The following is a 20,673-nucleotide window of genomic DNA, read 5'->3' on the forward strand; positions in this document are numbered from 1 at the left end:
AGCACTATAATGACGTATTCATATGACAAGGAGTTAATAACAAGTATATGGATAATGTAATTTTTGAAGATAATTATCGAGTGACTTTTGTAGACTGTAATGCAAAGGGAGTCATTAAAGCGTCTGCTATTATGGATGTTCTCCAGGAGGTCGCCGGAGCTCATAGTGGGGCTATTGGCTACTCTTGGGAAAAACTTCATGATTTGGGATTTGTTTTTCTTTTGTCCCGCATTGGATTTGAGATGCATCAATATCCAGGTAATGGAGATATTATTAAGATCCTTACATGGACAACAGAGGCTAGGGGATTTGTAGGTGAGAGGCATTACCAGTTACGAAATGCTTCTAATGAGCTTGTCTGTGAAGCTCAAACGACTTGGATTTTATTTGATTTAAAGAAAGGTCGTCCTGCTCGTCCGGGTAATCTTCTGGAAGAATTTCCTGTCCGAAAGGATTATAGCTCTCCCATTAATGCGGTTAAGCTAGAGGCTGTGAGTAATCCTTCTTCCTTTACTGATTGGTCTGTTCGCTACTCTGATTTGGATATGAATCAGCATGTTAATAATTCACGATACCTGCATTGGCTTCTTGATACTTACGATATGGACCACCATACAGGACATGTTCTTAGTGAGGTCCAGGGGAATTTTCTGAATGAAGTTCATTATGGTGATCCTCTTCAATTTTATAAGGACTCTAAGGGGAACAGTGATCTAATATCAGGTCGAAGTGGTGATAAAGAATTATTCCGTTTTAGATTGAATTGGCGCGCTCATTAATCTTAGGAGCTTTTCTACGCCTCCGAATAGGTCTTCTGATGTATAAACCCTTATTTTTCCCAGTTCTGGGATACTTGATGTTTTGCTGAGACCGGATCCCCCTATCATTATCATCTTTAATTCAGAGCAATACTCTTCAATGGTTTTAAGATTCTGTTGTAAAGATGGTAATGATTTTTCCTGAGTTATGGATAAGACCAAGGCATCGGGATTGATTTGATTGATCCACTGACATGTTTCTTCCAAAGGTAATTTTTGACCAATGAAAAAGGTTTTTACTCCCTCCTGTTCTAACAAATCACAAAAAATTCTTAAAGGGATAATGTGTTCTTCTCCTGTAGGCAAAAAGCCTATTACTGTTTTTCCAAGGGTAGGTTTCTTTGGTAGCTTTTCTCCTAATATGCTGAGTATTTTCATGATTTGGCCGCTGATATAGTGTTCTTGGGCTATTTTTATATGTCCTTCAGACCAGGCCTGGCCGGTCTTCCAGAGAGCAGACAATATGAGATATTTGTATATTTGATGTGAAGTCGCACCGTACAATAGATTATTATAGACAATAGAAAGGGCTTTCTGCTCATCCCCTTGTAGAAGTTTTTGGTAGAAAGCCTGGCCCGATTCTATGACTTGTTCGTCCTTAAGGACGCCATAGTAGCCTATACCTGTTCCTAAAAGCTCATCCAGTGAGCTTTCCAGGGTTTGAGCAAATTTGATTAAAGTTTGTTCATCAGGAAAGCGTTGCCCTTTCTCGTAGTTAGCTATGGCTGACTGTTTGAGACCTACTTTGATAGCTAACTGTTCTTGTGTTAGATGCTTTCTTTTTCTGAGGATCTTTAATTGTTGACCAAATGGAGTCATAATTATCACAATCCGTTATATTTTGATTATATTAATATAAGTGATTTGATTATGAACGTAAATAGAAGGAGTCCCTCTATGGCTAAAGTTCTGTATCTATTATTTTCTCTGGTCTTGTTGTCTTGTTCCCAGGATGACAAATCCAATTCCTCTCTTGAAGTGAAGGAGCTTCCCACTCCCAAGGTCAATGTTGTTCATCCTGTTAAAGGGAATCTTCAACAATCTTTTCGTTTGAGTGCTTCTCTCATGGGGGGCAACGAAGCCTGGATCATCAGTCAAACGGAAGGAGTGATTATCAAAGTGCTTGTTAATTTGGGGCAACATGTTGAAGCTGACCAGGTGTTGACCGGTATTACAGATACAGTAGCCAAGCTGAATTATCAACAAGCGCAAGTAAGTTTTGAAAATGCTAAGCTCGAATATAGTACGACTCAAGATTTATATTCCCAGGGTGCTAGTTCTTCTTCCTTACTAAAGTCTGCTTTGAGCAAACTAAGCGGTGCTGAAGCTCAGTTAGTTAATGCCCGGGAAATTCTAAATAATACCCATATTAAGGCTCCTTTTACAGGAACAATCGCAGAGTGGCCTCAAGAAATATCTGTAGGTAATTACCTAAAAAGAGGGCAAAAGGTAGCTCGTATAGTTGATCTGGACCATCTCAAGGCAGAAGTTTACCTGGGAGAAGAAGCTATCAAGTCTTTATCTCTTGATAGTAAGGTGCAAGTTCGCCTACAGGGACAGAATTCCTGGACAGCTGCTGTGATCAAGGCTATTGCTGCCGGAGCTAATGGTAATACAGGAAGTTATGCGATTATTATCAATTGGGATAATACCTGGGGGGATGTGGTACGTTCTGGTATGACTATTGATGTTGAAATATTTCCCGATGGTCAGCAGGATCTAATTGTCCCTATTTCTGCCCTATACCAGAGAGGAAGTTCTCAAGGTATCTATCTGCTAGTTGATTCTCATCCTGTATATAAAGCCATAGAGTCTCCTAGATTTTTTGGAGATAATCTGTCTGTATCAGGGATAGCCAGCTTTGAAGATCTGGTTATAGTCACTCCTGCCGATTCCCTGGAGGGAGAGGCAAGCTTCGACTACCAGTTGGTACAGTAGGAGCAGGGTATGAGTTTTGGTAAATTTAGTGTTAAAAATCCAGTTTTTATCAACATACTTATGGTGTGCCTGCTCATTCTAGGGGGGCTTAGTCTTGTGAATCTTCCTAGACAACAATATGCAGATGTTCCTTTTTACTGGGTAAATATTACTGTTCCTTATCCTGGTGTGGCGGCTGAGGATGTAGAACGAAGCGTCACTATCCCCATTGAAAACGCTTTTAATAATATGAAAAAAGTGGATGAAGTTGAGTCCGCTACTTCTGAAGGCTTCAGCCTTGTGAGGGTTAAGATGGAGAATGGGATCTCCAAAGCTGAGTTTGAACGTTTATATCAAGAAGTTCAGACCAGATTTAATAAGGTTAATCTACCCTCGGGAGTTCTTGAAGGAGAGTTGAGTGACTTTTCCACAAGCGACTTCCTTCCCGTTATTGAAGTCATGATTCTAGGACAAACAGAGCTTCGGAATCTAAATGTTGCCTCAGAGGAATTAAAAGAAAAGATAGAACAAATTCAAGGTGTCTCGGATGTAACCGCTGTTGGTCTGGGAGATAAGGAGATTCAGATTGACTTAGATTTGAATCGAATGGAAGCTTTGAAGATTCCCTTATCTTCTGTGGTAACAGGCCTGGAAGGGTATAATATGAGTATTCCTGGTGGGAGTGTTATTTCTGATAGCAGGGAGTATCTTCTTCGTACTATTGGCGAGCTTAATGAGAGAGATGACTTTGGTGATATTGTGATTCGCCGATCAGAAGTAGGTCGTCTTACCTTACGGGATATTGCCAGTATTCGGGAAGGTTACAGTCCCGATGCTCCCCGTGTTCACTTCAATGGCATTCCGGGGATTGCCCTTAAGGTTGCTAAAAGGGAAGACGCTAATAGTATTGATTTGGTAAAGCAAATTAAGCTGGTGTCTTCACAGTATGAAAAACAGTTAGCCCCTCCTTTATCTATTACCTATATTAATGATTCGACTATTCCTATTAGGGATAGTTTGAATGTTCTCTTGTCCAATTCCCTTTTTGGTTTTATCTTGCTGATCGTCATTCTTTATATTTTCATTGGCTTTAGAAATGCCCTCATTACAGGTTTGGGTATTCCCTTGACTTTTGCTGTAACTTTTCTGGTACTGGATATGCTTGGGGAGACTCTTAATTCCAATACTTTGTTTGGTCTGGTATTAGTATTAGGTATGATAGTCGATCATGCTATTGTTATTATTGAAAACTCCTATCGTCTTAGGCAACAAGGCTTAACGTCCTCCGCTGCTGCTATTAAGGGGACTGATCAGGTTGTTATTCCGGTTATAGCCGCATCAGCAACAACGATTGCTGCGTTTCTTCCTCTTATGCTTTTACCAGGAGTCATTGGTAAGTTCTTGAGGGTCATCCCATTGGTGGTAACAATAGCTTTGATTGTGTCCACTGGGGAAGCTCTTATCTTTCTGCCCTCTCATTTTGCCGAGTGGTCAAGTAAACCCAAACCAGACGGTAAAATCTTTCAAAAGGTTCAGGAGGGACTTTCGCGATTCCTTGATTATTTATATGGCCACAAAAAGATATTCCTATCAATTATTGTAGGGATCTCCATAGCTATTTTTTCCTGTGTCCCCTTTCTTAAACAGGATTTATTTAGTGCTGAAGATTTTACATTATTCTATATTGATGTAGAAATGCCTGCGGGAACGACTATGAACGGAACTTCTGATGTTGTCAGGAAAATGGAAAAGCTTATTATTCCCCGTATTGGTAACGGGGAGGTCCTTTCTGTAACATCATTCATTGGTTATCGTTCAGGCAGTTCTGAAAACATTAGTCAAAGCAATATTGCTCAAATCATGGTAGATCTCTCTGAGAGAAAAGAAGGACGTAAGAGATCTATTACCCAAATCATGACCGATGTTAAGAATGATTTGTTGTCTATTCCTGGCCCTTCGCAGCTTATTGTACGCAAAGCTCAAAATGGCCCCCCTGTAGATCCACCTTTAGCCTTCCGTCTGAGAGGAAATAGTTTTGAACAGTTGCAGGAGTTGACCCAGGACATTAAATCGGTACTCTGGCAGAATGACAATTTATATAATGTTAAGGATTCTTTGAATGGAGGAACCCCTGAATTACAAATAAGACTTAAAAAGGACCAGGCTGCCTTGTATGGATTATCTCCTATCACTGTAGGGCGTTATTTGAATGGTATATATGGAGGGACAAAGGTTACAGAGTTCTTTAGGGACAATGAAGAGGTTGATGTTATCCTAAGTTATGACACTTCCTTTCGTAATAGACCAGAAGACTTGCTGACCTTAGGTATCCCCCTGGGGAATGGTTCTTCTATTCCCTTGTCTTCCATTGCTGTGATTGAGGAAGACAGAGGCATTGGCACTATAGATCGTGTTGATGGCAGCCGGGAGGTTGTTATTGATAGTCAAGCTTATGAGGAAAGTCTAGTGCCTTCGGTTAATAAAGAGATTCTGGATATGTGGGAAAGTAAATGGAAATCTGAATATCCGGATGTAAATCTAATACAGGGAGGGGAGTTTGCTCAGTTCTCAACTTTATTATACGATATCTTGAGGATATTTCTTGTGGGAATATTCCTTATCTACCTGATATTGGGTTCTCAGTTCAATTCTTACTTTCAACCATTTATGATTTTATTAACGATTCCCTTTGCTTTCGCTGGAGTTATTCTGTACTTGATTGTATCAGGAACACCCTTTAGTACTACCGTTCTGTATGCAGGAGTCGCACTGGCAGGGATAGCTGTTAATGATTCTATTGTTCTCATATCTTTTATTAATGATCTGAGGTCTCAAGGACACGCTGTGGCCTTTGCTGTGAAGGAAGCTGTATCTATCCGTTTAAGACCTATTCTCCTCACTTCTATAACCACTATAGCCGGATTACTCCCTACGGCTTTAGGTTTAGGAGGTCGTTCTGTTGTCTGGAGTCCTATGGCCAGTACCATTATTTTTGGTTTAATTTTCTCAACTTTTACAGCTCTTGTAATCATTCCTCTTAGTTATGGTTTATTTAATGAAAAGAAGTTAACCACAAAGGATATTAAATGAAGCCATTTTTATTGTTTGCCATTGGACTTATTCCCCTTATGAGTTTTGCTGAACCTTTTGACTATAACTTTGAAGACCTTGTATATGATGTTGATTCGCAAGAATATAAAAAGGTATTAAATAGCTACATTGACCAGACTAGTAAGGAAGACGATAAGTACTATGCCTATTATCTTCTTGGTATGGGGGCTGTCTATCGAGGCGATGAAGACACTGGTGTTGCTTTTTATAACAAGGTCATTAACCATACGAGTCTTCAATCTAGCTATCAAGGTAGAGGATTGATTATTATGTCCCGCAGTCAGCTTTTGATATTAGGGGGCTTTAAGGCTATGTTAAGAGAAGGCCGTGATTTGGCCCAAGATATTGAAAACTATTGGAAGGAAGATCCTTCTAATCCTATGGCCACTCTTATGTTTTCTCATAGTATAATGAATATGCCCAAATTTATGGGTGGTGATCCGGATAGGGCTATTAAACTTTTGTTGGCCAATAAAGCTGCCTTTCCTCAATCTAAAGTTTGGAAGTTTGAAGTTAACTTAGCTCTGTCCAAGGGGTATGATAAAATAAAGGAAGAGGATAAATCCATGGAATATTTACAAAAGGCCAAGGCTTTATATCCTCATAATCCCAAGCTTATCAGATGGGAAAAAGATAGGAAATGACAGAGGACATTAAAGATAATATTATTACGATCATCAAGAATATACCAAAGGGCTATGTTACTAGCTATGGGAGGATTGCTTCCATGGCTGGTATTCCCCGATCAGCCCGGTATATCGTTTATATTCTGAAAACTGAGACCTCCCATCATAATTTACCTTGGCATCGGGTTGTTAATAGTAGACTTCAGATAGCCATAAAAAATCCCATTGGGCAGAATGAACAGATGCAGTTACTCAGATCAGAAGGGATTCCTGTAGATCAGGAAGGAAAAATTACAAAAGAATATTTGTGGATGCCCTATTAATGGATATAATTATCATCTAGGAGGTTTAATAACAATGAGAAGAACAAGTCCTCTTGATATTAGATTAGATACTACACTACCCCAGAATAAAATAGTTATTCATCCCAATGAAGGTTTTGATTTGGGTCTTATGAAGGATTCCTATTCTATTCATATATTTACCAATATGAAGCTTCAGGATTTTATTGATGCTGAAAAGGACTGTGCTGAGGGATCTATTGATCTTCTTAATGAGTGTCCCCATGAAACGGTTCGTGTCGGATCAAAATTGTACAATCAGATGAATCAACCAGATAGGGCTTTACTCGTTCTACAGGATGAGAAAATTCTTATAGCTACTGTCTAATTATTAGACAGTAGGGATAATGCTTCTTCTGCTATTTGTTTGATGTTGTCTACTAATGGTAAATCAGAGAGTTCTTCCCTGCTTACCCATATCCATGAGTTGGCTTCCCCTGGACCTGGATTGATATTCCATTCTTGAGCATGAGCAAAATAACAAAGATCAATATGGTAATGTTCTTCTCCCACCTCTATTAATAAAACATGTCTAGGTTTTGGCAAGACAATGGCATCAGAACAGTTTAGGCTGTCCTCTTCATAGAGCGTGACCTCTAGGCCTGTTTCTTCTTTTACCTCACGAAGGGCTCCTTCATGGGGAAGTTCGTTATCTTCCAGATGCCCACCTGGAGGGAGTAATTTCCCTGTCTTTATGTGCCTATGAAGGAGGGTTTTGTTCTGGTTCACTATAAATGTGGTAACTGTAAAATGCTTTTTCATTACTTCTTCTTCTGTACAATAAAAATCCATAGGGCTGCAAAGACTATAATAATACCTCCTATGATGGAATAAGTATCAGGTACTTCCTGCCAAAGAATAAAGCCAAAAAGCGCTGAGAATACAATATTTGAATAGGAATAAATGGATACTTTAGATGCTTCAGCAAATTTATAGGATATGGTTAGGAAGTACTGTCCTCCAGCAGCAAATACTCCTATGAGCAAAAGGGATATAAGTTCTGAACTATCAGGAACTCTAAATCCTTTGATCATCATTAGGCCTGATAGTAATAAGGATACTAAGGAGAAATAGAACAAAATAACTGTTGAACGTTCGTTTCTGTTATGAAGACCTCTGATTATGGTATAGGCCACACCCGCCAGAAGTCCTGAAGTAAAACCTGATAAAGCCGGGAGCATGGAATAATTCCAAGTAGGTTTAATAATGAAGAGGGCTCCTGTAAAGGCTAAAACCAAGGCCACGACTTCTTTCTTTGTGATTTTTTCTTTAAGAAACAATCCTGCGAAGAAGGTGACAAAGAAGGGGCTGAGTTTGTTGAGTACTGAAGAATCAGCCAAGTTCATTTGACTGATAGCATAGAAATATCCTAAGACACCTAAAAAACCAAAGAGGGATCTGAGTAATAATAATCCGCGGTTTCCTTTTCGCCCCCATAAACTATAATTGGGTTTACTGATCCATGAGGCAAGGGGAATGATGAGAACCACCAGGTTGCGGAAAAAGACCCTTTCCATTAAGGGGAGAGAATTGGATCCTTTGACAAAGAGAGCCATAAGCGCAAAGGCTAAACCTGATAATATCATAAAGATGACGGCCAAAGGATATTGATTGTTTTGTGATTTCATTTTGTTATCATATCGGTAAACTCCTTGCTAGTCGATTCCCTCCCGGTTTATTATGGCTTTTGTGAATAAAGTACCTACTCCTTTAAAATTGACAGCTATTGATTTAGAAAATACTGGCCTCAACCCTTTTGCTGATCGTATTGTAGAGATTGGCTTGGTTCATTTTGACTTGTCTGGCGAGCAGTCTCGATGGAATGTCCTTATTAATCCTGAGCGAGATATTCCTCCCAATGTACAAGATATCCATGGTATATCTGAAGATGATGTAAAAGATTGTCCTCCTATTGAGAACGTCTTTTCTCCCTTTCTGGATCAAGTCAGAGGACGAGTATTAGTTGTTCATAATGTTTTAGCTGATTTGCCTTTTCTTGAAATGGAATCTTACCGATTAGGCACTAAGCTAGACAGCTTTTGGACTATTGATACATTAAAGTTAAGCCGTAAAGTATATCCGGAAGCTCCGAATCATCAGTTAAGCAGTTTGTGTCAATTTTTAAACCTGGAAATATCACCACACAGAGCTTTGGAAGATGCTTGGGGGGCTATGCAGATATTCCTTCATGCTATTAGGGATATGAAACTATCTCCTGACGAAATTGTTCCCGAATTAAAGCGTAATAAAATTCTGACAAAGAGTGGGTATATCACGAAGGTTCAGGGGCGAACGATTCATGACCTATGGATAAAACAGGGGGCCCGCTACCATTTGCTTTATTCTAACAGTAAAGGGGAAGATACAGACCGTTGGATTAGGGTTATTCAAATATACCTTAAAGGACGCCAAGTGTGTATTGAAGCCTTTTGTGAAACGAAGCAGGAGATTAGAATGTTTTTTGTTAAAAACATCAAAGAGATCACTAGTGAATAATTCTCCAGATCATAATATTAGTGTTTTGTACCGTTATAGGCATATTTTTCTTAAGCATAAGTTAGAAGAAGATGGCTTGGGTCCAGGACAGGTAATCATCCTGCTCGCTGTTTTTGATAATCAGGGAGCTACCCAAGATGATTTGGTTCATTATCTTAAGATGGATAAGGGGGCAATCTCTACGGGAATAAAAAAACTAATTTCCCAGGGATGGCTCTATAAAAAGGATGATCTTCATGACAAGAGGTCTCACCTCCTTTATTTAACCAATAAATCAGAGACACGTATTGCCTACTGGGAGGAGTGTCTTCAAGAATGGAGTGATATCTTAATGTCTGGTATTGAAGATCAGAATAAGGATGTTCTTCTAGAAGGTCTGGATAAGATGTCACGTAATGCCCACACTTATTTATTAAAGGAGAGAGCTCGTAATGGCAGATAGTAGACCCATCGCTATTATTACAGGTGCCACTAGTGGAATTGGTGCTGCCTATGGGGATAAGTTGGCTAGTCAAGGTTATGACCTGGTTCTGACAGGAAGAAGGATGGATGTTTTATCCCAGAGAGCTCATGACCTGGAACTGAAGCATCATGTCAATATCTATACTGAGTATCTTGAACTGGGAGATGAAGCCTCCTTAGATGATTTTATTAATAAGTATAAGGATAATCCCAGGATAAGTTTTCTTGTTAATAATGCTGGTTATGGTAATCGAAAAAGATTTCTTGATGATAATATTGATAGACAATTAGAGATGGTTGATGTCCATAACAAATCTGTTGCAAAAATTGTTCATGCTTTTTATCCAACTCTTAACAAGCAGGAATCAGCTTCCCTGGTTAATGTTAGTTCCATGATGGGGTTCTATGCCTTACCAGGAACTTCTATGTATTCGGCAACGAAGGCTTTTCTTATTCTGTTTACCAAAGCTGTAGCATTAGAAAACACCAATCCTCATTTGAGAATTCAAGTATTATGTCCCGGTTTGACCAGGACGGATTTTCATATTAATGCTCCTTTGGCTGATAAAAATATGAAGAATAGATTCATCGTAAGATGGATGAAACCCGACCAAGTTGTCAAAATATCCTGGAAAGCTTTAAGACGGGGACAAATTCAATGTATACCCGGTTTTTTTAATAAATTAACCGTTCTTCTCCTTAAACTTGTACCAGATGGGCTATTTAACTGGATAGCGAAAAAAATTGTCTAAGTAATTATGGAATAAAAGTTTATTTAATTTGATTTTCTTCTTTTGGTTAAGTAATCTTATAACGAGGTTGACCCTCTAAAAAGAGGGAAAACCACATTAACATAGGGGAACAAGGAGTTTGAAGCTTAGATCAGTAAGCAAAGCTTTAAGCCTGAGGGTTTTCTCCGTCCCTTAACGCTTTCTGATTGTCTTGTCTTGTTCCCCCCTATACTATCATGGTTTGTTTGTGGAGGAAACAATTTTCTAACATGAGCAAGTTTTCCTGTCCATTGTAAGGAAATCGTAGCCAAAGTTTTTATTTGTTCCTATAATAAAATTAATGGAAGTATTTGATCTCAACCAGAGGGTAGCCAATAAAAAAGTTGAAGCTGGGACAATTTTGATCCTTCAAGGTCAAAGTGAGAAAGCTATTACTATGGTTCATTCAGGAATGGCTGAATTGTTATCCTGTGAATCTGATATTGAAGGAATGTCTCCTGATGAAGTTATTAAGAGCAGTGTCCGTGTCGGATTAATTAAAGGGGAATCTGTCTGTGGGGTCGTTGGCTTAAGAAGTCCTAGACCTAGCTATACTTCTGTATTGACCGTGACTGATTGTATTATTACCAATCTTCCTGTAAGTGTAGAAAATCTTATTCAATCCTTACAGTCTCGTATTCGTTTAAATTTAAGAGTTCTCAGAGCTTTGGTACAACGTATTGAATCGGCTGTTTTTCTCTTCAAGAATTATAAATACTTATGGCATAAATTAGCTTCCATTCAGGATAGTATCGCTTTAGCTACTACTACCCATGAAGCGTTTGAAATAAAAAGTGATCAAACTCGTTATAATATGTCTTTGAGTCAGTATTCTGAATATTTGAGAAAATTGGGGTCTGATAAAAATCTCCCTCTTTCTGAGCCATGGGATCATAATTTATTCTTGGGAAGACTACAGCAGGATCTGGGACTGTACAATGAAGAGGATTTACTAAGACCTGAAGCTGTGATTGATTATCAGCAGTTTGTTTTTTTTAAAAGGCTGGTGAAGAAGTCTGATAAAATATTAGCCAATCTATTCTATCAGGATGAACCTTCTAATTATTATACCTTTCAATTTCTTGGTAAGGCCATGGAACAGTTGTTGGATCTCAATAAGTCTATGGTTCTTAATATCAAAAGCTTGATGGGAATACTGTATTCGGCTGGGGGATGGGTTGAGCAAATCCTGGCTTTGGATGGTGATGACGAAAATAAAAAGAATATCTTCGATCACTTTATGGCCAAATTTACCTGGCATTGTCGTAAAGACATCCAACAATTGCTGGGTTATGATCCTGCAGAACAATTCGATATATACAAAGATCTGGTAAAGCTCAAAAGCGCACCTGTAGTAACAGAAGCAAAAGCTTCCAAAGATGTTCCTGTCGTTAAAACAGATCAAGCTTTAGGTCAAGGTTTGGCCAAGTATAAAAACTTGTTAAAACGAATACTGGATTTTGCTGAAGTCAGTGATGAGTTCCGGGAGACCTTTACAGAACTTACTTATAAGATAAAAGCATTGAAAGATCGTTATTCCATGGATAAAGAACCTATAGAGCTTAGAAAAGAATTCAGTGCTATGTATTGGGAACTGTATGAGATATGTTTTTTCAAAGTCTTAGGATCAGATCTGAAGAGCTTTATACCTGGTATCATGTTGCATTTTGGTCTTATTGATGAGGATTTTTTAACCAAAGAGGACCTCGAATTCTTGGATCAGGCCTATAGTAAGGAATTGTTTGTAGATCATGACATTCCTGTAATGACACTCCCGTACTTCTTGGAAAAGGTTTACAAAGATGAAGTTATGCCTTCAATGGATGACATGGGTGACTCCTTTAGGGATAGGCTCAAACGTCAGGAACGGTTCACTAAGAAGGAAACCGAGGCTGAAATCATTTATAGAAATACAGCAGAAGATAAAGTTCGCTATGAGATAGAGAAAATTGTAGCCAATGTACAGCCCTTGTTGTTTGGTAATAGACGGCGCTCTCTTCCTATCTTGTGCAGCCAGGGATTTTTAGGTAAGTCAGAACGTTTATTTCAGGAACCAGAAGAGGTAAGCCAACGTTTTAACGAAGTGAGAACAAGGGATTTTTCTGTATTTTTCAGGGAAGTTGTGGCCCATTCCAAGTTTGGATCTGATGTTATCAAGATGGAAGTCCTTCCCAATATTGTTCTGTATCCCACCATTGGTGAACGAATGATGATGTGGCAGGAATTAGATGGGCGTAAGCGTTCTACCCAGGGCCGATTCTTTTTACCTCTCTATTTTAATGGTAAACTGGAATCTTCGATCCTTGAACTGTTGGGAGCTTTCCGTTGGGAGATGAGTAAAACTATTGCCGGTGCTAAGTGGACTGATCCTGTTGAGGGCGGCTTAGTAGGATATTACTATGATTATATTAACTTTTATCAAAAGCATCCTAAATTATCTTTAACTGTCAAGGAAGAGATCAAAGCATTAGTGAAGAAGACTCGTTCTGATAAAGAACGATTTATCAAAGATTATCAAACCTGGATTGAAAATGAATATGAAGGCCGGGTTAAACTTAATGCTGCTAATAGAGAGATCTTTTATAAGTTCTGTCCTTTCCCTAAGGAAGTTAGGGAAGTATTAGCTAAAAAGCCATTGTATACGAGCTTGGAGAATCGGTATGTGAATAATACTCGTAAGGCTATGTTACGTATGGATAGTAAACGTAAGAGGTTTGAGAAAGCAGGTATCCCACTTCCTGAAGATCTTGAATTATACATCAAGTACCTAGAGCAATAAGTCTACATGAATATTTGATAATGTCCTTGTGAAAGAGCTTCTGTGAAGGATTTGAAGCTTAAATCTCCCATTTCATAGATACTTTTACGAGTTCCCATCGAATGAAGAAAATGGGCATCTGAGTTAGTTATCAGTTTGTTGTCATAATAATCAGGGTGTGTGTCAGGTTTTGTTATTTCAAGGGCATGATAAAACTCATTTGGAATAAAGCCTAGTTGGCTGATTAAGCTGAAGACTGGTTTATCCACATGAGCAGGAATAAACAAACCCTTGTCCTCTATGGTTCTCTGCCTTACTTGATCAATGGTCCATGACACAGCGTTAGTTAAGTGATGTTCCACTTCTCCTTCAATCATATCGTCCTTGTCAACGTAAACTTGATCTCCTAATTTATCAGAATCATTCTTTATAGCAGGAAGAACCCGGTAGAGTTCCTTGCTTAAATCCATGGCCTGTTCTACTGTTTGAAACAAACAGAGGAGGTGAGCCTCCTCGAAGCTGGTTACTTCGATTCCAAACAGAGGTAATATTCCCTGTTGTTGACAGTGGAATTCGAAAGCCGGTGTGTTTAGAGCGCTATTGTGATCTGTAAGGGCTAGCATCCTAATTCCTAATTCTTTTGCTTTCATTACCATTGCAGAAGGACTCATCTCCAAATCGCCACAGGGACTGAGACAACTATGATTATGCAGATCTGCTGTTACAAGCATTAAGCAAGCAATTGGCCGATCTTACAGGATGCGGTAAATTGGTTGTCCTGGGTTTGAAAGATCGCAATTTCTTCCTCTTTAGCCGCTTGGATCATATCTTCCGGTATCTGCCGATTTCCACAGATTACAATGGCCGAAACTCCGGCTAATGTGGCTACAGCAATGGTATTTTTATGAGCCTGAATGGTTATGAATACCGAATCAGCTGGTGCATTCCCCATGACATCGCTTAATAAATCGGATGTATAGCCTGAATCAGCTTCTCGATCTTCAAAATCTTTTGTTATTATCTTGTATCCTAAATCTGATTCTAACTGACTGATTTTCATTATTCCCTCACTAATCGTTATTTAATTATCTATATTAATCTAGGATAAGCAAGTAAACAAGGGAAAAGTGTAAGACCTTTTGCAAAGATATTTTTAGTGTTAGACTTATGCGCATATGATAATACGAGAAGTAAAACCAAAGGATGCCAGTATCCTTTCTGAATTTTATGTGAACAACCATGACCATTTGGCTCCCTGGGAACCTGCTAGAGATAAGGAATATCATAGTATAGCGTCCTGGTCTGTTCGTTTATTGCAATGGGAACAACAACGTAATTTGGGTGGCTTATTTAGTTTTGTTGCTTTGTCAGATGAAGAAGACCAGATTTGGGGACACTGTACTTTATCCGGTATCTCTGGGGGTGTTTTTCAAGCTTGTTTCATGGGGTATGGCGTTGATAAGAATCATGAAGGTAAGGGGGTTATGACTTCCCTATGTCATTTTGTTCTTAAATTTGCTTTTGGTGATCTCAAATTAAATAGAGTTATGGCTAATTATATGCCCTCTAATAAGAGATCAGCCCATCTTCTCAAGAAGTTAGGTTTTGAGACAGAAGGATATGCAAAAAAATACTTGATGATTAATGGCCAATGGGAAGATCATGTCTTAACAGCCTTATTGAATGAGGATTATAATAGATTGTGAACCAATTTATCAGCACTTATATATACCATTCCCCCTATGGAGATATGCTAATGGGCTCCTTTCAGGAAGAATTAGTTTTAGCTGATTGGTTTTATCGTAAAAAAAGGGACTTGATTGATAAGCGTATTAAAGATCGATTACATGCCGAGTATCGTGAAGAAGCTAGTCCTGTCATTGACAAGGCCATCGCCCAGCTTAGGGAGTACTTTGAGGGTGAGAGACAAGAATTTGATTTGCCCTTAGGACTTGTGGGAAGCCCTTTTCAGGTTAAAGTGTGGAATTATTTGATAACTATTCCATTCGGCACAGTTGTTAGTTACAAAAAGCAATCACAGGATATGGATTTTGTTACAGGGCTAAGAGCGATTGCTTCTGCTAATGGTGCGAATGCTTTGTCCATTATTGTTCCATGTCATAGAGTCGTTGGTAGTGATGGAGCCTTGACCGGATATGCTGGTGGGCTTCGTGTTAAGGAAAAGCTTCTTCATCGGGAAGGAGTTCGAGAGGAGAGCAAACAGCTTAACCTGTTTAACAGTTAAAATGCAGGAACCTTATCATATCGATTATATCCAATCTTTGATCATTGAATATCCTCCTCGCTATAAAACTTCATTTAGATATGTATCTGAACCTGTGGGTGGTAGAGGCAAATATTACATACTTATTAATAGAAGCCCCTATAAATATCTACTTCTTTTTGGTAATTATTGGCAGAGGAATGAGAAGTCTATTGGTGGACAAATTGAAATATCCGAGCTTGTCTCTTCAAGCTTTATTCAGGACAGCTTTACAGGTATAGAGCAATCTTATCCTTTTGAATCCTGGATTCTCGATGGCGTCGTGCTTCCTGGTACTTTAGTTGAACTTAGTACCTCTCATTTAAATAGTGAGTGGAGAGATATTTTTATTGAACACACAGGTCCTGTTTATTTTCATACACTCAAATGGGATGCTAAGGTTTATGAAGCACAAGCTTCCCTGGGTATGATTGCTATTTCTAGTGAACTATCGGGTAAAATACATATGCTTCCCGAGCTTCAGGAATCCTATGCTGTCCTGGATTGGGTTAATTTACATGTTGATTCGAAGAGTCATAAGATTATTAAACGTATTGATGAAGGTTTAAGCCCTTATATTTTAAAGGTTTATTCTGATCCATTAAAAGTTTTGTATCATCTTCAAAATGTTTGGAAAGAAAAAAGTTGGCTCAGAAGACCTTATCGAAGATTAATGATGGAGTTAGCCCTTAATCGTCATTTGTACAAGCTTAAATTATGGGGTGTGACATTAGAGAATTCGATGACTCATGAGGTCATTGCTGGTGAGCTAGGTTATACATTGGGCAGGACTTATACTAGTTTGACAGGTTTTTTCTACCGACATAATTCGGCATGGAATAATTTGGGTAAAGTACAACTTATTCTGTTAGCTCAATTATTAAAAGAAAAAGGAATCTCTTTCTGGAATCTCGGTCATCCTTACATGTCATATAAGACAAAATTAGGAGCACAAATCTTGTCTCGTCAAGACTTCCTACGACGTTGGGATGATAAGGTTCAAGCTGATACTATTGATATCGATAGTTCTTTTGACTAAATGATATAGTTCCGATAGACTGCTTTCTTCATTCGTCTCAAAGTTAGGGAGTAAGTCATTGATTAATCTGTCCAATATTAAAATGTCCTTTGGTGATAGAACTTTATACAAAAACGCCACCTTTTTGGTTAGACCTGGCGATCGTATTGGGTTGGTAGGCCCTAATGGTTCCGGAAAATCTACCTTATTCAAAATAATGACGGGTGTCGAAACTCCTGATGAAGGTTCTGTCTCTGTAGATGCAGGTGTTGTGATTGGTTATTTTTCACAAGATGTAGGGGAGATGACCGGTTCTTCTGTATTAGAGGAAGTATTATCCGGAGCTGGTGAGGTCTTTGAAATTGGTAGAAAGCTAACTGATCTTGAGCATCGGATGGCCTCTGAAGAAGGGTTAAATGATAAAGAGATGGATCTTTATGGCGAACTACAAATGGCCTTCGTTAATAGAGACGGTTATGAACTAGATAATAAAGCAGAAACCATTCTTGAGGGTTTGGGGTTTGATAAAATAGCTCGATCAAGAAGTGTTGATACCTTCTCTGGAGGATGGAAGATGAGAATAGCCTTAGCTAAAATTCTTCTCCTTAATCCAGATTTATTGTTAATGGATGAACCTACTAATCATTTGGATATGGAATCAATTGTATGGTTGGAAGAATGGTTAAAAAACTTTGAAGGTTCTCTTGTTATGACAAGTCATGATCGCCAATTTATGACCAGGTTGTGTAATAGAACAATCGAGGTCGCTGGAGAAACAATTACTATGTATTCCGGAGATTATGATTTTTATTTGCAGGAACGTCATATTCGTAGGGAGCAACTAATCGCTGCTTACAATAAGCAACAAGCTTCCATTGCGAAGGATGAAGAATTCATAGCTCGATTCAAAGCAAGGGCTTCTCATGCGGCTCAAGTTCAATCCCGTGTGAAAATGCTGGAAAAACTGGAACGGATTGTCATCCCTCCAGAACCTAAGGTTATGAAATTTGAGTTTGCTCAAGTCAGAAGAAGTGGGGATCGAGTTATTAACTTTGATAATCTAAGTAAGGTATGGACAGATGAGGAAAGGGGAAATGTCAAGGTTTTTGAAGGACTCTGCGGTGACATTAATAGAGGTGATAAGATTGCTGTCACCGGGGTAAATGGCGCCGGTAAATCTACCTTATTAAAGATTATGTGCCAGCAAGTTCCTCAAACTTCCGGTACTATTCAAATAGGTAGTTCTGTGGATCTAGGATATTTCAGTCAATACTCATCGGACCTTCTTCATGACGAACGAACTATCTTTGAAGAAATAACACATCGCTTACCTGATTCTACTATTGGATATAGAAAGACCCTTTTAGGAGCCTTCCAATTTTCTGGAGATGATGTGGACAAGAATATTGGTCTGTTATCTGGAGGAGAAAAGAGTCGTGTTGTGTTAGCTTCTATTTTGGCTAATCCCGTAAATTGTTTGATATTAGATGAACCCACAAATCACTTAGACATTACATCTCGGGAAGTTTTGCTAGAGGCTCTTAAGTGTTTTGAAGGAACTCTCATTATTGTAAGTCATGATAGGTATTTTTTAACTCAGTTGGTTAATAGGGTGTTTGAAATTGATCATGGCAAATTAAATGTGTATGAAGGTGATTATCCTTACTATTTATCTAAGAAGGCATAATAAAGTTAAAATAATATTTGGACTCAGTGAATACCCATTCTATAATGGATAGCATAGCGTGTTAATTATAGGAGTCAGGGATGAGTATTAAGGTCAAAATCTTTGGAATATTATCATTATTTATTTTGGCCACTATTTTATCATTCGGGATTTATTCACTATTCGAATTAAAAATAAGAAGAATCAACCAAGATACGGATCAACTGGATTTTTATAAGACGGAATTAATAGATGAAAGAGCTATTATTAACGAGTTTCAGTTGAACAACCTGTCTATTTTAAAAAAGAAATATGATGATTTTAGCAAAAACCGTGTTCCTGCCAATGTTATCGTTCAGGATTTAAAATATCTTAACAATACCAATAGCAGTATCAATGATTCTCTCAATGTCATCTCCAAATTAGATTCATTAATGGATAATAGAAGGGATGAGTTTCTTGCCTCTTATAATCAGTTAATGGATATTGTTGAAGATATCATGTACATGACTAATATTTCTTTAAATCAAATTCTAAAGAATGATCGTATCTATCAAAGTCCTCGATATGAGGAATTTCAAGAGAAACGTTCTGCTTTTGGAGCTGCAACATCAACGGTTGTTTTTTCTTTGACAACAAGTATAGAGCAATTAGACGAACAAATGGATAATATAAAAATGGAAGTGCAGCTGATAAGGCGTCAGGGGATTATAGCGGCTTTTATGATCATCATTCCTATCTTTTTGATTGTGTTGCTTTTAACAGGCAGGGTTGTAGGCTCCATTATTAAATCAGTTAAAGCTATGCAAAATAATATTGCTCAATTTATAAACCATGATTTATCTCAGCAAATTACAGCCAAATCAAAGGATGAACTTGGTAGTCTTAGTAATGACTTAGAAACTTTTCGCTTATCCTTAGTAGAAACATTTGGTGGCATTAAAAATCATTCTGATGAAAATATTCACACAAAAGACAGTTTGAAATCTTCTGTTAAAGAATCTCACGAATCCTTGGAAAGTGTTGATCAATCTGTAGGTATGATTAATTCAAGTGCTAGTGAACTCGATACTAGTATGAAAAAAGCTGTGAATGCAGTTAAATCAACTTTTGAATTGGTAAATAGTCTTAGCCATCAAATATCTAATCAACATGGAATGATTGAAGATACTTCTGCTGCGATTACTGAGGTGATCTCTTCTGTAGAAAGTATTGCCAATACAACCGATTCTACCAGGGATCGTATGTCTAATCTTGTTAAGACTAGCCAAGATGGAACAGAAAAATTAGTTGAGACAAAAGAAGCAATTGAAAATATTCAAGATGTTATAGAGACCATAAAGGGAATGGTTGAAATTATAGAGAATATATCTTCTCAAACTAACCTATTATCCATGAATGCTGCCATTGAAGCTGCCCATGCTGGAGATGCGGGAAAAGGATTTGCTGTTGTATCAGAGGAAATAAGAAAACTCGCTGATTCTTCAGGGGACAGCACTCATGAAATGTCTTCTCAAATTAATAGAATAGTGGATACTATACAGCGGGCTACAGAATCTAGTGAAGTAACCTTCTCTGCGTTCACTGTCATTAGTAAGGAAGTTGAACAGGCTGATCGAATTTTTTCAGAACTACACTCCGCTGTAGATGAACTTCGTCAAGGGGGTATTCAAATCCAGAATAGTACAATTAATTTAAAAGAGTTTTCTGATTCTGTTGATCATACTTCCCAAAGTATTTCTGGTAATACTCAGGAGGTGATGACTGAGGTAGAAAAAGTTAACAGAATCGCTCAGGAAGTAACAAAGGAAGGAAGTGATATTTCTTCAAATATGGAAGTAATAAAAAATAAGATGGATACTGTGACAGAAGCTTCTATGAATATGGAACAAGGAAGTTTGATTCTTAATAAAATAGTTAATCAATTCAAAACAATTGAAATTCAGGAGGATACTTCTAGGATTGAATGATATTCCATTGAGCTAATTGCTTTTCTAGATCAGATCGTGAAGCGGTTTTCCCTGGACTGGCTCCATGAAAGGCTTTTGACCCTTTTACCATTCCCCCTTTTGAGCCAATGACTTTACTTAAGTATCCAAAAACCTTAGGTGCTGTTTTACACTGAGGATCAGCCTGTACCGTACATAAATACACTGGTTTCTTATCCAAATCTGCTTGATCTACAAAACTATTTATTATGGGATTACCATTTCCAGCCCAAATAGGAGAAGCGATAATTAGAAAATCTGCATCATTTATAAGGTCTGTCGGTATGGTTTCAATAGAAGACCTTTTCTTTTGCATGGCCTTGAAACCTGATAATAAAAAATTCCTACTTGGTTTAGCCTCTTTTAATTCATAGCTACAAGTATCCCATTTTTGGCTCATAAGTGACGCTAATAATCGGGTACTACCATCTCTACTAAA

Annotated in this window: 21 protein-coding genes; 15 read left to right on the plus strand and 6 right to left on the minus strand. The window is 38.2% G+C overall.

Translation table 11 applies throughout. The annotated features are described in order from the left end of the window. The first annotated feature begins 47 nt into the window (after nt 1-47). On the plus strand, nt 48-779 hold the full coding sequence (locus K345_RS0102230) for an acyl-[acyl-carrier-protein] thioesterase (RefSeq protein ID WP_028972790.1): 732 nt from the start codon (nt 48-50) through the stop codon (nt 777-779). Here the strand turns inward: K345_RS0102230 and K345_RS22050 are convergent. Beyond that, nucleotides 744-1,637: a helix-turn-helix domain-containing protein gene (locus K345_RS22050; RefSeq protein WP_053227991.1), complete on the minus strand. Its 894-nt coding sequence runs from the start codon at nt 1,635-1,637 to the stop codon at nt 744-746. The genes K345_RS0102230 and K345_RS22050 overlap by 36 nt on opposite strands. A gap of 78 nt (nt 1,638-1,715) precedes the next feature. On the opposite strand from K345_RS22050, the gene K345_RS0102240 reads away from it, so the two are divergent. From K345_RS0102240 to K345_RS0102260, 5 genes are read left to right on the plus strand one after another with little or no spacing between them, the layout of a single operon-like run. Then, the gene (locus K345_RS0102240) at nt 1,716-2,756 is read left to right on the plus strand and encodes an efflux RND transporter periplasmic adaptor subunit (RefSeq protein ID WP_028972791.1); all 1,041 of its coding nucleotides are present in this window, start codon (nt 1,716-1,718) and stop codon (nt 2,754-2,756) included. 9 nt (nt 2,757-2,765) lie between these two features. Further along, nucleotides 2,766-5,825 (plus strand): efflux RND transporter permease subunit, encoded by a 3,060-nt coding sequence (locus K345_RS0102245; protein WP_028972792.1) that lies wholly within the window; start codon nt 2,766-2,768, stop codon nt 5,823-5,825. Then, nucleotides 5,822-6,490: a hypothetical protein gene (locus tag K345_RS0102250; protein ID WP_028972793.1), complete on the plus strand. Its 669-nt coding sequence runs from the start codon at nt 5,822-5,824 to the stop codon at nt 6,488-6,490. Before K345_RS0102245 ends, K345_RS0102250 begins: the two co-directional genes overlap by 4 nt. After that, nucleotides 6,487-6,795: an MGMT family protein gene (locus tag K345_RS0102255; protein WP_028972794.1), complete on the plus strand. Its 309-nt coding sequence runs from the start codon at nt 6,487-6,489 to the stop codon at nt 6,793-6,795. The genes K345_RS0102250 and K345_RS0102255 overlap by 4 nt, the downstream gene beginning before the upstream one ends. A gap of 34 nt (nt 6,796-6,829) precedes the next feature. Continuing rightward, nucleotides 6,830-7,141, plus strand: a complete 312-nt coding sequence (locus K345_RS0102260; RefSeq protein ID WP_028972795.1) for a hypothetical protein — start codon at nt 6,830-6,832, stop codon at nt 7,139-7,141. Here the strand turns inward: K345_RS0102260 and K345_RS0102265 are convergent. Next, on the minus strand, nt 7,138-7,575 hold the full coding sequence (locus K345_RS0102265; RefSeq protein WP_028972796.1) for an NUDIX hydrolase: 438 nt from the start codon (nt 7,573-7,575) through the stop codon (nt 7,138-7,140). The two genes, K345_RS0102260 and K345_RS0102265, sit on opposite strands and share 4 nt — an antisense overlap. Beyond that, complete coding sequence (locus K345_RS0102270; protein WP_028972797.1) at nt 7,575-8,441, minus strand: DMT family transporter; 867 nt, start codon at nt 8,439-8,441, stop codon at nt 7,575-7,577. The genes K345_RS0102265 and K345_RS0102270 overlap by 1 nt, the downstream gene beginning before the upstream one ends. A gap of 61 nt (nt 8,442-8,502) precedes the next feature. On the opposite strand from K345_RS0102270, the gene K345_RS22055 reads away from it, so the two are divergent. The 4 genes from K345_RS22055 (at nt 8,503) to K345_RS0102290 (ending at nt 13,320) form a co-directional block, all read left to right on the plus strand. Then, nucleotides 8,503-9,309: a 3'-5' exonuclease gene (locus tag K345_RS22055; protein ID WP_169714745.1), complete on the plus strand. Its 807-nt coding sequence runs from the start codon at nt 8,503-8,505 to the stop codon at nt 9,307-9,309. Continuing rightward, nucleotides 9,302-9,751, plus strand: coding sequence for a MarR family winged helix-turn-helix transcriptional regulator (locus K345_RS0102280; RefSeq protein WP_028972798.1), 450 nt, complete (start codon nt 9,302-9,304; stop codon nt 9,749-9,751). The genes K345_RS22055 and K345_RS0102280 overlap by 8 nt, the downstream gene beginning before the upstream one ends. Continuing rightward, nucleotides 9,741-10,523 (plus strand): SDR family NAD(P)-dependent oxidoreductase, encoded by a 783-nt coding sequence (locus K345_RS0102285; RefSeq protein ID WP_028972799.1) that lies wholly within the window; start codon nt 9,741-9,743, stop codon nt 10,521-10,523. Before K345_RS0102280 ends, K345_RS0102285 begins: the two co-directional genes overlap by 11 nt. Nucleotides 10,524-10,842: 319 nt before the next feature. Beyond that, a complete protein-coding gene (locus K345_RS0102290) occupies nt 10,843-13,320 on the plus strand; it encodes a cyclic nucleotide-binding domain-containing protein (RefSeq protein WP_028972800.1) in 2,478 nt (825 codons plus the stop codon). A 2-nt stretch (nt 13,321-13,322) separates the two neighbouring features. On the opposite strand, the gene K345_RS0102295 is transcribed toward K345_RS0102290, so the two are convergent. Together K345_RS0102295 and K345_RS0102300 are read right to left on the minus strand one after the other, a co-directional pair. After that, nucleotides 13,323-14,030, minus strand: a complete 708-nt coding sequence (locus tag K345_RS0102295; RefSeq protein ID WP_028972801.1) for a PHP domain-containing protein — start codon at nt 14,028-14,030, stop codon at nt 13,323-13,325. Continuing rightward, entirely contained in the window at nt 14,030-14,359 is a 330-nt protein-coding gene (locus tag K345_RS0102300; protein ID WP_028972802.1) for a DRTGG domain-containing protein, read from the minus strand. The genes K345_RS0102295 and K345_RS0102300 overlap by 1 nt, the downstream gene beginning before the upstream one ends. Before the next feature lie 115 nt (nt 14,360-14,474). Between K345_RS0102300 and K345_RS0102305 the strand changes: the two genes are divergently transcribed. The 5 genes from K345_RS0102305 (at nt 14,475) to K345_RS0102325 (ending at nt 20,216) form a co-directional block, all read left to right on the plus strand. Further along, nucleotides 14,475-15,005: a GNAT family N-acetyltransferase gene (locus tag K345_RS0102305; RefSeq protein ID WP_028972803.1), complete on the plus strand. Its 531-nt coding sequence runs from the start codon at nt 14,475-14,477 to the stop codon at nt 15,003-15,005. Further along, entirely contained in the window at nt 15,002-15,544 is a 543-nt protein-coding gene (locus K345_RS19365; RefSeq protein ID WP_211227816.1) for a methylated-DNA--[protein]-cysteine S-methyltransferase, read from the plus strand. Before K345_RS0102305 ends, K345_RS19365 begins: the two co-directional genes overlap by 4 nt. A 1-nt stretch (nt 15,545) precedes the next feature. Beyond that, on the plus strand, nt 15,546-16,601 hold the full coding sequence (locus K345_RS0102315) for a hypothetical protein (protein ID WP_028972804.1): 1,056 nt from the start codon (nt 15,546-15,548) through the stop codon (nt 16,599-16,601). A gap of 58 nt (nt 16,602-16,659) precedes the next feature. Continuing rightward, entirely contained in the window at nt 16,660-18,267 is a 1,608-nt protein-coding gene (locus tag K345_RS0102320) for an ABC-F family ATP-binding cassette domain-containing protein (RefSeq protein ID WP_028972805.1), read from the plus strand. 80 nt (nt 18,268-18,347) lie between these two features. Next, nucleotides 18,348-20,216 (plus strand): methyl-accepting chemotaxis protein, encoded by a 1,869-nt coding sequence (locus K345_RS0102325; protein WP_028972806.1) that lies wholly within the window; start codon nt 18,348-18,350, stop codon nt 20,214-20,216. On the opposite strand, the gene K345_RS0102330 is transcribed toward K345_RS0102325, so the two are convergent. Beyond that, nucleotides 20,203-20,634, minus strand: coding sequence for a flavodoxin family protein (locus K345_RS0102330; RefSeq protein WP_028972807.1), 432 nt, complete (start codon nt 20,632-20,634; stop codon nt 20,203-20,205). The genes K345_RS0102325 and K345_RS0102330 overlap by 14 nt on opposite strands. Nucleotides 20,635-20,673: the final 39 nt, after the last annotated feature.

Source organism: Spirochaeta cellobiosiphila DSM 17781, from assembly GCF_000426705.1.
GTDB lineage: Bacteria > Spirochaetota > Spirochaetia > DSM-17781 > DSM-17781 > Spirochaeta_E > Spirochaeta_E cellobiosiphila.